The sequence below is a fragment of the Pseudomonas sp. Root329 genome (assembly GCF_001424925.1).
In the GTDB taxonomy this organism is placed as follows: domain Bacteria; phylum Pseudomonadota; class Gammaproteobacteria; order Pseudomonadales; family Pseudomonadaceae; genus Aquipseudomonas; species Aquipseudomonas arabinosi.
In genome coordinates this window covers 51,207-65,959 of the sequence record NZ_LMCV01000015.1, presented here as the reverse complement: position 1 = coordinate 65,959, position 14,753 = coordinate 51,207, and the positions used below count along the sequence as shown (strand labels likewise).

12 protein-coding genes are annotated in these 14,753 nt (G+C 60.0%); 3 read left to right on the top strand and 9 right to left on the bottom strand.

All coding sequences use genetic code 11. The features are described 5' to 3' along the window. Positions 1-37 precede the first annotated feature (37 nt). Entirely contained in the window at positions 38-955 is a 918-nt protein-coding gene (gene metR / locus ASC74_RS14740; protein ID WP_008155262.1) for a transcriptional regulator MetR, read from the bottom strand. Between the two features lie 107 nt (positions 956-1,062). Between metR and metE the strand changes: the two genes are divergently transcribed. The 3 genes from metE to ASC74_RS14725 all read left to right on the top strand — a co-directional run bounded on the left by metE (position 1,063) and on the right by ASC74_RS14725 (position 5,411). Next, entirely contained in the window at positions 1,063-3,375 is a 2,313-nt protein-coding gene (gene metE, locus ASC74_RS14735) for a 5-methyltetrahydropteroyltriglutamate--homocysteine S-methyltransferase (RefSeq protein ID WP_056742027.1), read from the top strand. 246 nt (positions 3,376-3,621) lie between these two features. Beyond that, on the top strand, positions 3,622-4,656 hold the full coding sequence (locus ASC74_RS14730) for an alpha/beta fold hydrolase (protein ID WP_056742026.1): 1,035 nt from the start codon (positions 3,622-3,624) through the stop codon (positions 4,654-4,656). 89 nt (positions 4,657-4,745) lie between these two features. After that, positions 4,746-5,411: a DsbA family oxidoreductase gene (locus ASC74_RS14725; RefSeq protein ID WP_056742025.1), complete on the top strand. Its 666-nt coding sequence runs from the start codon at positions 4,746-4,748 to the stop codon at positions 5,409-5,411. Between the two features lie 118 nt (positions 5,412-5,529). Here ASC74_RS14725 and ASC74_RS14720 read toward each other — a convergent pair whose 3' ends face one another. From ASC74_RS14720 to glpD, 8 genes are all read right to left on the bottom strand, one after another. Beyond that, a complete protein-coding gene (locus ASC74_RS14720; RefSeq protein WP_177338858.1) occupies positions 5,530-5,859 on the bottom strand; it encodes a GlpM family protein in 330 nt (109 codons plus the stop codon). 8 nt (positions 5,860-5,867) lie between these two features. Further along, positions 5,868-7,196, bottom strand: a complete 1,329-nt coding sequence (locus ASC74_RS14715) for a sigma-54-dependent transcriptional regulator (RefSeq protein WP_056742023.1) — start codon at positions 7,194-7,196, stop codon at positions 5,868-5,870. Next, a complete protein-coding gene (locus tag ASC74_RS14710) occupies positions 7,193-9,094 on the bottom strand; it encodes a sensor histidine kinase (RefSeq protein WP_056742022.1) in 1,902 nt (633 codons plus the stop codon). The genes ASC74_RS14715 and ASC74_RS14710 overlap by 4 nt, the downstream gene beginning before the upstream one ends. Positions 9,095-9,258: 164 nt before the next feature. Next, positions 9,259-9,993 carry an amino acid ABC transporter ATP-binding protein gene (locus tag ASC74_RS14705; RefSeq protein WP_046047081.1) on the bottom strand — a complete coding sequence of 245 codons (735 nt, stop codon included), beginning with the start codon at positions 9,991-9,993 and terminating at the stop codon, positions 9,259-9,261. Beyond that, positions 9,990-10,661 (bottom strand): amino acid ABC transporter permease, encoded by a 672-nt coding sequence (locus tag ASC74_RS14700; protein WP_056742021.1) that lies wholly within the window; start codon positions 10,659-10,661, stop codon positions 9,990-9,992. Before ASC74_RS14700 ends, ASC74_RS14705 begins: the two co-directional genes overlap by 4 nt. After that, positions 10,661-11,407, bottom strand: coding sequence for an amino acid ABC transporter permease (locus ASC74_RS14695; protein WP_008156468.1), 747 nt, complete (start codon positions 11,405-11,407; stop codon positions 10,661-10,663). The genes ASC74_RS14700 and ASC74_RS14695 overlap by 1 nt, the downstream gene beginning before the upstream one ends. Positions 11,408-11,597: 190 nt before the next feature. Next, positions 11,598-12,512, bottom strand: a complete 915-nt coding sequence (locus ASC74_RS14690) for a glutamate/aspartate ABC transporter substrate-binding protein (protein ID WP_046047083.1) — start codon at positions 12,510-12,512, stop codon at positions 11,598-11,600. 447 nt (positions 12,513-12,959) lie between these two features. Beyond that, entirely contained in the window at positions 12,960-14,498 is a 1,539-nt protein-coding gene (gene glpD / locus ASC74_RS14685) for a glycerol-3-phosphate dehydrogenase (protein WP_056742020.1), read from the bottom strand. Positions 14,499-14,753 lie beyond the last annotated feature (255 nt).

Here is a 14,753-nt window from a genome sequence, read left to right as displayed (position 1 = left end):
GCCCGCTCCCACATTTGATCGTGTTGTCGGCAAGATTTCAGCGAACGGCGCTGACGCCGTCGAGTGTCGAGAACGACGTGTCCTTGGCCGTCAGCAAAAAGTCACGCATGTACGGCGCATCCAGCATGTCGGCGCGAATCCCGGCGTACAGCGTCGCAAACAAACCTTTCTCGCCCAGCCGCTTGGCCTTCACATAACCCCGTGAGCTGTATTCATGCAGCGCCCAATGGGGCATGCCGCACACACCGCGGCCGCTGGCCACCAATTGCATCATCATCACCGTCAGTTCCGACGTGCGGACCTGCGCTGGTTCGATATCGGCCGGTTCGAGGAAACGGGTGAAGATGTCCAGCCGATCACGTTCCACCGGGTAGGTGATCAGCGTTTCGGTGAGCAAATCTTCCGGGACGATGTAGGCCTTGCTCGCCAAACGGTGCTGGTTGGCCACCGCGAGCATCGCTTCATAGGTGAACAACGGCACGTAAGTGATCCCGGCCAGTTCCAGCGGGTCGGAGGTCACCACCAAATCCAGATCGCCACGGGCCAGCGCCGGCAGCGGGGCGAAGGAGAACCCTGAGGCCAGGTCCAGTTCGACTTCCGGCCAGGCATCGCGGAACTGGTCGATGGTCGGCATCAGCCACTGAAAGCAACTGTGACACTCGATCGCCATGTGCAAACGCCCGGCAGTGCCACCGGCCAGCCGCGCGATATCGCGCTCGGCGCCGCGCAGCAATGGCAGGGTGGCGTCAGCCAGTTGCAGCAGACGCAAACCGGCACTGGTGAAGCGCACTGGTTTGGTCTTGCGCACGAACAACGGCATGCCCATGCGCTCCTCCAGTTCCTTGAACTGGTGGGACAGGGCCGACTGCGTCAGGTGCAAGCGGTCGGCCGCATCCACCAGGCTGTCGGCTTCGCGCAAGGCGTGCAGGGTCTTCAGGTGACGGATTTCAAGCACTGGGGGCTCCATGAGGAAAACTTGTGATCAACACGAAAAGGTTGAGTTTGTCTCATGTTGGGTTAGCTGTCGACAATAGCGCCATCTTTTACAGGGAGAAATTCACCATGGCTCTGGCCCATACACTTGGTTTCCCGCGCATCGGCGCCGACCGCGAACTGAAAAAAGCCCTCGAATCCTACTGGAAGGGCGATCTGGATCAGGACGCGCTGAAAAGCGTCGGCCGCCAATTGCGCGCCACCCACTGGCAATTGCAGAAAGACGCCGGCATCGACCTGCTGCCTGTGGGCGACTTCGCCTGGTACGACCAGGTCCTGACCCATTCCTTGACCTTCGGGGTGATCCCCGAGCGTTTCGACAGCGCCAAGGACTCACGCGGTTTGCCGACCCTCGACACCCTGTTCGCCATGGCCCGAGGCGCCACGGCAGCCTGCTGCGGCGGCGAACACAGCAAAGCGCAATACGCCCAGGAACTGACCAAGTGGTTCGACACCAACTACCACTACCTGGTCCCGGAATTCACCGCTGACCAGAAATTCAAACTGAGCTGGGAACAGCTGTTCGACGAAGTCGACGAAGCCAAAGCGTTGGGCCACAACGTCAAACCGGTGATCATTGGTCCACTGACTTACCTGTGGCTGGGCAAAGCCAAAGGCAACGACTTCGACAAGCTCGACCTATTGGAACGCCTGCTGCCGATCTACGGCGAAATCCTCGGCCGCCTCGCCGCCCAAGGCGTGGAGTGGGTGCAGATCGACGAACCGATCCTGACCCTCGACCTGCCACAGGCCTGGAAAAACGCTTTCGAGCGCGCTTATCACATCCTTCAATACTCGCCGCTGAAAAAACTGGTGGCGACCTACTTCAGCGGTCTGGAAGACAACCTCGGCCTGGCGGTCAGCCTGCCGGTGCAAGGCTTGCACATCGACGCCGTGCGCGCCCCGGATCAACTCGGCCAGGTGCTGGACCGTCTGCCGACCTACAAGATTCTCTCCGTGGGCCTGGTCAACGGCCGCAACGTCTGGCGCTGCGAACTGGAGCAAGTGCTGGCGCAACTGCAGCCGGCCCAGGAACGCTTCGGCGACAACCTGTGGGTCAGCAGTTCCTGCTCGCTGCTGCACAGCCCGGTGGATCTGGATCGCGAAGATAAACTCGACCCTGAACTGAAAAGCTGGCTGGCGTTTGCCGTGCAGAAGTGCGGCGAAATCGCCGTGCTGCGCGATGCCCTGAACGACCCGCAATCAACCAAAGTGCAAGCCGCCCTCGCCGAGAGCCGTGCGATTCAGGCCAGTCGCGCCGAGTCGCCGCGTATCCACAAAGCCGAAGTGCAGGCGCGCTTCAACGCCATCGGGGCGGCGGACAGCCAACGTCACTCGCCGTTTGCCAAACGCATCGAGCAGCAGCGTGCGCGGTTGAAACTGCCGGCCTTCCCGACCACGACCATCGGCTCGTTCCCGCAGACCGGTTCGATCCGTCTGGCACGCCAGGCCTTCAAGCAAGGCAAACTGTCGGCCAACGACTACACCGACGCCATGCACAGCGAAATCCGCCATGCCGTGCAAGTCCAGGAACGCCTGGGCCTGGACGTGCTGGTTCACGGTGAAGCCGAACGCAACGACATGGTCGAGTACTTCGCCGAGCAACTGGACGGCTACCTGTTCACCCGTTTCGGCTGGGTGCAGAGCTACGGTTCGCGCTGCGTGAAGCCGGCGATCATCTACGGTGACCTGAGCCGCCCGAACGCCATGACCGTCGACTGGATCACCTATGCCCAGAGCCTGACCGACAAGGTCATGAAAGGCATGCTCACCGGACCCGTGACCATGCTGATGTGGTCGTTCCCGCGCGAAGACGTTTCGCGCAAAATCCAGGCGCAGCAGTTGGCCCTGGCCCTGCGTGACGAGGTGATGGACCTGGAAAGCGCCGGCATCAAGATCGTGCAGATCGACGAAGCCGCCTTCCGCGAAGGCTTGCCGCTGCGCCGGGCGCAATGGCAGGAATACCTCGACTGGGCGGTGGAAGCTTTCCGCTTGAGCGCCTCCGGTGTGCGTGATGAAACCCAGATCCACACCCACATGTGCTACAGCGAATTCAACGATGTGATCCAGTCCATCGCGGCCATGGACGCCGATGTGATCACCATCGAAACCTCGCGTTCGGACATGGAATTGCTGGAAGCTTTTGAAGCGTTCGACTTCCCGAACGACATCGGCCCGGGCGTCTACGACATCCACTCGCCACGGGTGCCGGACACGGCCGAAATGGTCAAGTTGATGAGCAAAGCGGTGAAGCGTATTCCAGCCGAGCGGTTGTGGGTCAATCCGGATTGCGGGTTGAAGACCCGGGCGTGGCCGGAGACTGAGGCGGCGTTGGTCAACATGGTGGCGGCGGCGCGGCAATTGCGGAGTCAGTTGGCTTAAACCCTGTGGCGCCTGTTCTGGCGCTTTCGCGAGCAAGCCCGCTCCCACATTGGATTTCGGTGAACACAGAATATGTGTGCGGAGGAGATCAAGTGTGGGAGCGGGCTTGCTCGCGAAGCAGGCGACTCGGTCTCGGATACGACCGTTCAGCACTCTTCATCAAACTGTCACGTAACTGTGGCAGCGCGCTTGAACAAACTTCATCAGACTCGCGCTCTACTGGAGTTCTGCGTTTCGGTGTTTTTCATGCGTGCACGATTTTTTTCCACAGCGGTTTTCCTGGCCGCGCTGTTGTTCGGCCTGCCGTCCTTGGCGGCGTCTCGTTGCGATATCAATGTTCCGACCGAACGGGTCGATCTGGCACAGGTGAGCCTGGCGTACCAGAGCATCGGCCGTGCGTCGGACCCTGCGTTGTTGCTGGTGATGGGCCTGGGCGGGCAGTTGATTCACTGGCCGGACGAGGTGGTGGTCGCGCTGTGTCAGCAAGGGTTTCGGGTGATTCGCTATGACAATCGCGATGTCGGGCTCTCGACCTGGCGGCAAGCGCCCGTCGATGCCAACCTGACCTTTGAAGTGCTGCGTTACAAGCTCGGTTTACCGGTATCGGCGCCGTACACCCTGACCGATATGGCTGACGATGCTTTTGGCTTGATGGATGCGTTGCACGTCGAGCAATTCCACGTGCTGGGCGCCAGTATGGGCGGGATGATTGCCCAGCATATGGCGGCGATGGCGCCGCAACGGGTCGAGAGCCTGACCCTGATCATGACCAGTTCCGGGGCCGAAGGCTTGCCGGCGCCGAGTGCGGCGTTGGTGCAACTGTTGTCGCGCCGTGGGGCGCCCAATCGCGAAGTGGCGCTGGAACAACAGGCCGACCTGCTGGCGGCGCTGGGCAGCCCGACGGTGAGCGATGATCGGCAGGTATTGCTGCATCAGGCGGCGCTGTCTTATGACCGGGCGTTCAATCCCGAGGGCGTGAAGCGCCAGATCATGGCGATCCTCGCCGAGCGCAGTCGTGTGGCATTGCTCAATCAACTGCGCGTTCCGACGCTGGTGGTTCACGGCACTGCTGATCCGCTGTTGCCGGTGATGCACGGTGTACACCTGGCGGCGCATATCCGCGGCAGCCAGTTGAAGCTGATTCCGGGTTTGGCCCATCGTTTCCAGGAGGCGTTCAAGGCGCCGTTGCTGGCGGCGGTGTTGCCGTACTTGCAGGCTCACCGCGAAGACACCTCGCATTGGGCGCAGATTGATCCGGTGGCAACCCCCAACCTTCTCTAACCCACAGGGGGAGTGGAACGGCTGCCACCTCGGCCTCGTCGGGTGTATGGTTCGAGCTTTCCGGCGCGTTCCAGTCTGCGAGGTGTGTGATGAGTACCCCCCTGAAAATCGATTTCGTCAGCGACGTGTCCTGCCCCTGGTGCGTCGTCGGCCTCTACGGCCTGACCCGGGCCCTGGATTTGCTGGGCGACGAGGTGCAGGCCGAGATCCGTTTCCAGCCGTTCGAACTGAACCCGAAGATGGGGCCTGAAGGGCAGAACATCACCGAACACATCACCGAGAAGTACGGCTCGACGCCTGAGCAATCCCAGAAAAATCGCGAGATGATCCGCGCGCGCGGCGCCGAGGTCGGGTTTGCGTTTCGCACGGACGGCAACAGTCGCATCTACAACACCTTCGATGCCCACCGCTTGCTGTTCTGGGCGGGACTGGAAGGGTTGCAGTTCAATCTGAAAGAGGCGCTGTTCAAGGCGTATTTCACCGAGGGCGGCAATCCGTCCGACCATGGGCAGTTGGCGCAGATCGCCGAAAGCGTGGGGCTGGATCGGTCGCGAGCCGAGGTGATTCTGGCGTCGGATGAATTCGCCAAAGAGATTCTTGAAGAAGAGCAGTTGTGGCTGTCGCGAGGCGTCAGTTCGGTGCCGACGGTGGTATTCAACGGACAATACGCCGTCACTGGCGGGCAGCCGGTGGAAACGTTTGTCGGGGCGATTCGGCAGATCATGAGTGAAGCGAAGGGCGGGACGGTGAGCTGACCTGGCCGGAGATCGTTCCCACGCTCCCGCGTGGGAATGCCTCTAGGGACGCTCCGCGTCCAGTGACGCGGAGCGTCACGGGCTGCATTCCCACGCAGAGCGTGGGAACGATCAAAAGTCAGGCGTGGAGGCGGACCCAAACCGTGACAAGCAAGGTCGCCGCGATCAACCAAGCCACCGCCGCCACAGCGAGCGAAGCCTCCAACCGCATCCGGTCCACCATCACATACAATGTCGCCAGGTAGATGAAGTAAGGAATGATCGACCACATACCAAACACGATGGTGGTCTTCAAATCCTCCAGCGAACGACCCTTGCCGACGATGTAATGAGCAATCAGCGCAAAGGTCGGAAACAGCGGCACCAATCCGGCGATGTAATAGTTTTTGGTCTTGGCCAGGGCGGCGAGAATCACCACCACGGCTGCGCCCAGGGTTGCTTTGAGGATCAGGTCCATCAGTGGCTCAGCCCGTACTTCTTCACTTTGTCGAACAGCGTGGTTTTGGCCATCCCCAGTTCCAGGCTGGCCTGGGTCAGGTTGCCGCCGCTGCGTTGCAACGCGTCGTTCAGCAGGTTGCGTTCAAAAGCTTCTACCGCTTCGGCGAAGGCCAGGCCCTGATTGCTGCCGCTGGCGCCGGATTTCTTGAAGGCCGGCAGGCCGAGGGCAAAACGCTCGGCGACGTTGCGCAATTCGCGCACGTTGCCCGGCCAGTCGTGACTCATCAGGTTCGACAGGGTCTGGTTGTCCAGGTCCGGCACGGCACGGTCGAAGCGCAGGGACGACTGCTGCAGAAAGTGTTCGAACAGTTGCAGGATGTCTTCGCGGCGCTCACGCAGCGGCGGTAATTCAAGGGTCACCACGTTCAAGCGGTAATACAGGTCGCTGCGAAACTCGCCAGCCTTGCTCGACTCATCCAGATCGGACTTGGTCGCCGCGATCACCCGGCAATCCACCGCCACGCTCTGGTTCGAGCCGAGGCGCTCCAGGGTGCGTTCCTGCAAGACCCGCAGCAGTTTGATTTGCAGTGGCAGCGGCATGCTTTCCACTTCGTCGAGGAACAGCGTGCCGCCGTCGGCATGTTCGATCTTGCCGATCCGCCGCTTGCCGGCGCCAGTGAAGGCGTTGGCTTCATGGCCGAAAATTTCGCTTTCGAACAGGTTCTCCGGCAGGCCACCGCAGTTCAGCGCGACGAACTGCTTGGTGTGCCGCCGACTGAAGTCGTGCAGGCAACGCGCAACCAGCTCTTTACCGGTGCCGGTCTCGCCTTCGATCAGTACGTTGGCCGAGGTATCGGCAACGTTGGCGATCAATTCCCGCAGGTTCTGCATGGCTGGCGAGCGACCGATGATCCGGCCTTCGAGGGAGTCCCGTTCCGCCAGTTGCCGACGCAACGAAGAGACTTCCCGCGCAAGGCTGCGTTGCTCCAGCGCACGGCGCGCCACATCGACCAGACGTTCAGGGGAAAAAGGTTTCTCCATGAAGTCATAGGCGCCTTTCTGCATCGCACCGACCGCCATGGAAATATCGCCGTGACCGGTAATCAGCACCACCGGCAGGCTGCGGTCGCGGGCCTTGAGTCGGGTCAGCAATTCCAGGCCATCGATACCCGGCAGGCGGATGTCGCTGATGACGATGCCGGCGAAGTTGTCGCCGACCCGCTCCAGCGCTTCTTCGGCGCTACCGACGCCCACGCAGGGAATGTCTTCCAGGGTCAGCGCCTGTTGGCAGCCGAGCAGCACATGGGGGTCGTCTTCGACGATCAGCACACTAAGGTCGTTGTTCATATTGGCTCGGCGTGAGTGGGGCTTACCAACGGTAAACTGAGGACGAAGGTGGTGCCACCGCTGGCCGGGTGCTCGACACCCAGGTGCCCGCCGGTGGCGGCGGCCAGGCTGGCGGAAAGGGTCAGGCCGAGGCCCAGCCCCTGTTCGCCGGGCTTGGTGGTGAAGAACGGTTCGAACAGATGTTTGCGTGCTTCGGCGTCGATGCCGTGGCCGTTGTCGCGCACACGAAGGCGATATTTGCCATCGAACTCTTCGCCTTCGAGCCACAATTCCGGCAGCGGCTGTGCCTGCATGGCGTCGAGGGCGTTGCCGATCAGGTTGACCAGAATCTGCTCCAGGCGGGTCTGGTCGATCTGCACCTGCAGATCGGCGAAGTCTCGGTGCAACTGAAGATGCGCGCTTTCCACGCGACCACCGAGCAGCTGCAAGGCCGCATCCACTGCTTTGCCGAGGCTGGCCTGACCTTTGTCGTCGCCACGGCGAGCGAACGAACGCAGGCTGGCGGTGATCCGGCCCATGCGGTCGATCAGTTCGTTGATGGTCTTGAGGTTGGTGCTGGCAACGTCCAGTTGACCGCGTTCCAGAAACCGCACGGTGTTGCCGGACAAGGTTCGCAGCGCCGCCAGTGGCTGGTTCAATTCGTGGGCGATGCTGGTGGACATCTGGCCGATGGCCGCGAGTTTACCCGCCTGCACCAGTTCATCCTGAGCGCGGCGTAGCGTCTCTTCGGCCAGACGCCGTTCGCGGATCTGGCCCTTGAGCCGTTCGTTGCTGGCGCGCAGATCAGTGGTGCGTTCGGTAATCCGACGCTCCAGTTGATTGTTGGCTTCCTGCAAGGCTTCCCGGGCGGCGAGACGGGTGGCAATGACCTTGCGCCGCTCGTTCCAGGCGATCAGCAGGAACGCCACCAGGGCAAACGCCACCGCCACCAGAATCCCCTGACTGATCGCTTCGCGGCGCAAATCCTGCAGGGGGGTGAGCAGGGTGAAATTCCACGGGGTATCGCTCAATGGGCGGGTTTGCGACAGGTAGCTGATGTCCTCTTCATCTGATTCCACTTCGCTGTTGGCGGGGAAGGTGAGTTTCTCCTCGCCTTCGGCCAGTTTTTCCCGCGCCAGCGGTTGCAGTTCGTTCAGCGGGAACCAGTAGTACTGCAGGCTGCGAGCGAGTTTTTCTTTCGTTTCGTCGCTCAGCGGCACAACCGATTTCAGGCGCCGTGCCGGATCGCTGGAAAGAATGATGATGCCGTTTTCATCGCTGACGAAAGCTTCCAGCCGCGCGCGTTGCCAGCGTTCTTCCATGGCTTCGAGGCGGACCTTGACCACCGCGACGCCGATGATCTTGCCGTGTTCTTCCAGGCCATGAGCCAGGTAGTAACCGGGTTCGCCGCTGGTGCTGCCGATGCCATAGAAGCGCCCCGGCTGACCGCGCACGGCATTCTGGAAATAGGCGCGAAAGGACAGGTCTTCGCCCAGGTAACTGTCGACATCGCGCCAGTTGCTGGTGGCCATGACACGGCCAGTGGTGTCCATCACATAGATAGCCCGACTGCGGCTGCGACGGTTCAAGCCTTCGAGGTATTCATTGACCGTCTGCCGGTGTTCCGGTGACGGGTCGGCCAACAGCTTCGAAACGCTGGATTCGAGTTCCAGCAGGCTGGGCAGATAGGTGTACTTGCTGATCTCGCTCTCGACGGCGCGGGCGTGCAGTTCCAGCTGACGCTGGCCATTCTCGCTGAGGCTGCGAATCCCGTAGTGTTCACTGACCCAGAAGCCGAGGTAACCCAACCCGATCATCAGGGCGATGACCAGCGGCGGCAGGAACAGATGGCGAATCAGACGGGGTTTCACGGCGAGTGATGGCGGCGCGGCGCGATAGAGATTGGGGTCGCATTTCATCACAGATGCCTTGGGTCAACCACAACACAAATCTCCAGACCACCACCGGCCCAGTGTGGGAGCGGGCTTGCTCGCGAAAGCAGTGTGTCAGTCAACATCAATGCTGAATGTTATGGCTTCTTCGCGAGCAAGCCCGCTCCCACATTTGGGGAGCGGTGCCTTTCTTAGTGCTGCAGAATCTTGGCGAGGAAATGCTGCGTACGCTCGGCGCGGGCATTGATGTCGCCGAAGAACTCCTCTTTCTTGCAGTCTTCGATGATCTTGCCCTGGTCCATGAAGATCACCCGGTCCGCCACTTTACGGGCGAAGCCCATTTCGTGGGTCACGCACATCATGGTCATGCCTTCGTGGGCCAGTTGCACCATCACGTCGAGTACTTCGTTGACCATTTCAGGGTCAAGCGCCGAGGTCGGTTCATCGAACAGCATGACGATCGGGTCCATCGCCAGCGCACGGGCAATCGCCACACGCTGTTGCTGACCACCGGAGAGCTGGCCCGGGTGCTTGTGAGCGTGTGCCGAGAGGCCGACGCGCTCCAGCAGTTGCAGGCCTTTCTTGGTGGCTTCTTCCTTGCTGCGGCCCAACACCTTGATCTGCGCGATGGTCAGGTTTTCGGTGATGGTCAGGTGCGGGAACAGTTCGAAATGCTGGAACACCATGCCAACGCGTGAACGCAGTTTCGGCAGGTTGGTCTTCGGGTCGGCGATGGACGTGCCATCGACCACTACGTCGCCTTTCTGGAAGGGTTCCAGGGCATTGACGCATTTGATCAGGGTGGATTTGCCGGAACCGGACGGCCCGCACACCACAATCACTTCGCCTTTTTTGACCTCGGTGCTGCAGTCAGTCAGTACCTGGAAGTCGCCATACCACTTGTTGACATTCTTGATAGAGATCATACGGCAAACCTTTTTTGCAGACGCTTGACCAGCAGCGAGGCGGCAAAGCTGATTGTGAAGTACGTGAGACCTGCAAAGATCAGGAACTCGTTGGAGCGACCGATGATGTCGCCACTGGCACGCGAGGCATTGAGGAAGTCCACCAGACCGACCGCGTAGACCAGCGAGGTGTCCTGAAACAGGATGATGCTCTGTTGCAGCAGCAGCGGGGTCATCTTGCGGAATGCTTGCGGCAGGATGATCAAACGCATCATCTGGCCATACGTCATGCCCAAGGCTTGGGATGCACCCATCTGGCCCTTGGAAATCGACTGCACACCGGCCCGGACGATTTCGCAGAAGTACGCCGCTTCGAACATCATGAACGCCACGATGCACGAGGCAAACGCGCCGATCGGGGTGTCTTCGCCGGTGATCCAGCGCAGTACGAACGGCACCGCCAGGTAGAACCAGGTGATGACCAGCAGCAGCGGAATCGAGCGGAAGTAGTTAACGTAGGCGCCGGCAATGTTCGACAGCAGTTTGCTGTGGGACAGGCGCATCAGCGCCAGGATCGTGCCGAGGATGATCCCGCCGGACACGCCCAGCGCCATCAGTTGCAGGGTCATGACCATGCCGTTCCACAAACCCGGCAGGGACGGGACGATGCCCGAGAAGTCGAATTCCATCATTTACCCCCTACGGAGATCAGGCCCGGTACGGCTACTTTCTTCTCGACCATGCGCATCAGCAGCATCAGGCCCATGTTCAGCGTGAAGTAGATCAGCGTTGCCAGGGTGAAGGCTTCGAACAGGTTGGCGGAGAACTCGGCGGTCTGTTTGGTCTGCGCAAGCAACTCCATCAGGCCGATCAGCGACGCGACCGAAGAGTTCTTGAACACGTTCAGGAATTCCGAGGTGAGCGGCGGAATGATGATCCGGTAAGCCTGGGGCAGCAGCACGTTCCAGTAGATTTGCGGCAGCTTGAAGCCCATGGCGCGAGCGGCGGATTCCTGGCCGCGAGGCAGCGCCTGGATACCGGTACGCACTTGTTCGCAAACGCGGGCAGCGGTGAACAGACCCAGGCAGACGACGACGCTGAGGTAAGCCGAGGTGGTCGGATTGAGATCCTGCTTGTACCACTCTTGCAGGTCCGGAGGCAGCAGATCGGGCACCAGGAAGTACCAGATGAACAGCTGAACCAGCAGCGGCACGTTACGGAAGAGTTCGACGTAACAGGTCGCGATGCCCGATACGATGCGGTTCGGCACGGTGCGCATGACACCCAGAATCGAGCCCAGCAGCAGGGCAATGATCCAGGCCACGACGGCGATGGCGATGGTCCAGCCCAAACCGGCGACGTACCAGTCGAGATACGTCTCGCTGCCCACGCCGGTGGACTTGAAGAACACGCCCCAGTCCCAGTTGTAATTCATTAGGGTCTCCCCTCAGATCGTTCGATGTACAAGTGCCCGCCTGGGGAAGCTCCGTTCCCGCCCGATTGAAGATCAGGCACACACGAGCGGCTCGACAACCACCGGTTCGAGTGTTTCCAGAAATGCCAGCAGGGAGTGACTATCCCCTGAAAGGGCAGCGGCCCTCTCAGGAGATAAGGTTAGTCAGAAATCAGGATTTCTTTTCGTCAGCCGCTTTATCGGTCGGATTGGCGATCAGGGCCTTGAGCTCGTCGCTCATCGGGAACATCAGGTTCAGGTTTTTTGGCGGGATTGGCTGCATGAACCATTTTTCGTAGATCTTGTTGATCTCGCCGGACTTGTAGGTCGCAACGATCGCGTCATCCACGGCCTTCTTGAACGGCTCGTCGCCCTTGCGGACCATGCAGCCGTAGATTTCGTAGGACTGTGCAGTACCGGTCACGGCCCAATCGGTTGGCTTCTTGGCCTTGGCCATTTCACCGGCCAGCAAGGCGTCGTCCATCATGAACGCGACGGCACGACCCGATTCCAGCATCTGGAAGGATTCGCCGTGGTCTTTGGCGGAGATGACGTTCATGCCCATCTGCTTGTCGGCGTTCATCGACTTGAGGATGCGTTCGGACGTGGTGCCGGCGGTGGTCACGACGTTCTTGCCTTTGAGGTCGGCGAAGTCTTTGTAAGGCGAATCTTTCTTGGCCAGCAGCTTGGTGCCGATTTCGAAGATGCCGACGGAGAAGTCAACTTGCTGCTGACGCTCGACGTTGTTGGTGGTGGAGCCGCACTCGACGTCCACGGTGCCGTTCTGCACCAGCGGGATACGGGTTTGCGAGGTCACCAGGTTGTATTTGACCTGGAGGTTCGGCATGTCCAGGTCTTTCTTGATGGCTTCAACGATTTTCAGCTGGATATCGTGGGAGTAGCCAACCGGTTTGCCGGAAGCGTCCGCGATATAGGAAAACGGAATGGAAGCGTCACGATGCCCGAGGGTGATAACGCCGGACTCTTTGATCTTCTTCAGGGTGCCGGTGAGTTCGGCGGCGAAAACTGGAGTGCTGATCAGAGCGGCAGCAATGGCTGCGCCCAGGAGATGGGGAACGATGCGCATCAAATTTTCCTCGACATTGTTTTTATATGGAGCCAGTTCATCGGCCCTTTTTGTGCTTTGAATGCTTGCCGGCTCCTGAAGTGTTGGCTCAGCGGACATTCGTCCAAGAGTGTAGAGCATGACTCGTGCCAGGCCAGGCTTAACAGATCAACTTATTGATTTATAAGGATATTAAATATTTAAGGCGCATTTTTTCAGGATCAGTAATCCGGTTATCCGAATCGACTGACAAGTCGCGTTCGGAAAACCGAATGCCATGTCCTGTGCATATCCCTCCTGTGGGAGCGGGCTTGCTCGCGAAAGCGGTGTATCAAACAACATCTATGTGACTGACAGACCGCTTTCGCGAGCAAGCCCGCTCCCACATTTTGATCGGTGGTGTTCTCTAGAATGCAAAAAGCCCCTGAATCTCACGATTCAGGGGCTTTCGTTTAAGCGGGTTAGGGATCAGGCCGCTTCTATCTTGCTACGGTTCTGTTCGACCTTGTTCAGGTAATCCTTGAGCTTTTCCTGTTCCGCCGGAGTAGTGAACAGCCCAAGCTTGCTACGGCGCCACAGAATGTCATGCGCGGTGGTTGCCCACTCTTCGCTGCACAGGTAATCGACTTCGCGGGTGTAGAGACCGCCGCCGATGTGTTCGCCCATATCGCCGAGATTCTGCACGCCTTCCAGCATGCGCCAGGTCCGGCTGCCGTAGGTGGTGGCCCAGCGGCGGGCGATTTCGGTCGGCACCCAGTCGAATTTGTCGCGGATCAAGGCGCACAAGGCTTGCGGGGTGGTCATGTCTTCGCCGCCCGGCAGGGTAGCGCTGACGGTCCAGCTTGGCTTGATGTCCTTGAAGTACGGAGCCAGTTGCGCCAGCGCCGACTCGGCCAGTTTGCGGTAGGTGGTCAGCTTGCCGCCGAACACCGACAACAGCGGCGCTTCTTCGCCGGTGCCCGACAGCGCCAGGGTGTAGTCGCGGGTAACGGCCGAAGGGTTGTCGGATTCGTCGTTGCACAGTGGGCGAACGCCGGAATAGCTGTGCAGGATATCGTCGCGGCTGATGCGTTTCTTGAAATGGGAGTTGACCACTTTCAATAGGTAATCGGTTTCGCCTTCAGTGATCGCAACTGCAGCCGGATCGCCGGTGTACTCGCGGTCGGTGGTGCCGATCAGGGTGAAGTGGTTCAGGTACGGAATGGTGAAGACGATGCGCTGATCTTCGTTTTGCAGAATGTGCGCGTGTTCGCCTTCGTACAGCTTCGGCACGATCAGGTGGCTGCCCTGAATCAGGCGGATGCCGTACGGCGATTCCATCTTCAGGTCGTCACGAATGAACTTGGCGACCCAAGGGCCGGCGGCGTTTACCAGAGCCTTGGCGCGGATCGAAAACAGACTGCCATCGGCGCGTTCCAGATGCAGGTGCCACATTCCCTTGGTGCGACGGGCGCTGACGCAACGGGTTTGGGTGTGAACGTGGGCGCCCTTTTCGCGGGCGGCCATGGCGTTCAGCACGACAAGACGGGCGTCATCGACCCAGCAATCGGAGTATTCGAAGCCTTTGGTGATTTCGCTTTTCAGCGGGCTGTCCGGGCCGAACTTCAGGCTTTTCGAGCCTTCGAGCTTTTCCCGTTTACCGAGGTTGTCATAAAGGAACAGGCCGGCGCGGATCATCCACGCCGGACGCAGGTGCGGGCGGTGCGGCAGCACGAAGCGCATCTGCTTGACGATGTGCGGCGCCTTGGCCAGCAGCACTTCGCGTTCAGCCAGAGCTTCGCGCACCAGACGGAATTCGTAATGTTCAAGGTAGCGCAGGCCACCGTGGATCAGCTTGCTGCTGGCTGACGAGGTGTGGCTGGCCAGGTCGTCCTTCTCGCAAAGAAACACCGAAAGACCGCGACCGGCGGCATCCGCTGCGATCCCCACGCCATTGATCCCGCCACCGATGACGGCGATATCGTAGATCTCAGCGAGAGGGGGCGTAGGCAAGGTAGAAGTGGGCATCGGCTAGCCTCGGGCTTTTATGATTTTCTGTATTGGAATTCGAACATTAATGTTCATTTGCGAAAATGGTAGCCCATAAAGTCGCCCACAGCCAGTTAACTTCGATTGAAAATACTGATCGAAGGGCCGTGAAAGGAAAATTTTCGAACATCTAAGATGTGCGGTAAGCCGCGGAAGGTGTGCCGCATGGGCGACCGTATTCGCGAGCAGGCTCGCTCCCACAAGGGTTACGCGGAACCTGTGGGAGCGAGCCTG

What these genes read in the sequence shown, in the direction of transcription:
- glpD (WP_056742020.1), bottom strand. Translation starts at nt 14,498, where the DNA reads ATGCCCACTTCTACCTTGCCTACGCCCCCTCTCGCTGAGATCTACGAT.
- ASC74_RS14695 (WP_008156468.1), bottom strand. Translation starts at nt 11,407, where the DNA reads ATGAATTACAACTGGGACTGGGGCGTGTTCTTCAAGTCCACCGGCGTG.
- ASC74_RS14715 (WP_056742023.1), bottom strand. Translation starts at nt 7,196, where the DNA reads ATGAACAACGACCTTAGTGTGCTGATCGTCGAAGACGACCCCCATGTG.
- metE (WP_056742027.1), top strand. Translation starts at nt 1,063, where the DNA reads ATGGCTCTGGCCCATACACTTGGTTTCCCGCGCATCGGCGCCGACCGC.
- ASC74_RS14730 (WP_056742026.1), top strand. Translation starts at nt 3,622, where the DNA reads ATGCGTGCACGATTTTTTTCCACAGCGGTTTTCCTGGCCGCGCTGTTG.
- ASC74_RS14725 (WP_056742025.1), top strand. Translation starts at nt 4,746, where the DNA reads ATGAGTACCCCCCTGAAAATCGATTTCGTCAGCGACGTGTCCTGCCCC.
- ASC74_RS14705 (WP_046047081.1), bottom strand. Translation starts at nt 9,993, where the DNA reads ATGATCTCTATCAAGAATGTCAACAAGTGGTATGGCGACTTCCAGGTA.
- ASC74_RS14690 (WP_046047083.1), bottom strand. Translation starts at nt 12,512, where the DNA reads ATGCGCATCGTTCCCCATCTCCTGGGCGCAGCCATTGCTGCCGCTCTG.
- ASC74_RS14710 (WP_056742022.1), bottom strand. Translation starts at nt 9,094, where the DNA reads ATGAAATGCGACCCCAATCTCTATCGCGCCGCGCCGCCATCACTCGCC.
- ASC74_RS14700 (WP_056742021.1), bottom strand. Translation starts at nt 10,661, where the DNA reads ATGGAATTCGACTTCTCGGGCATCGTCCCGTCCCTGCCGGGTTTGTGG.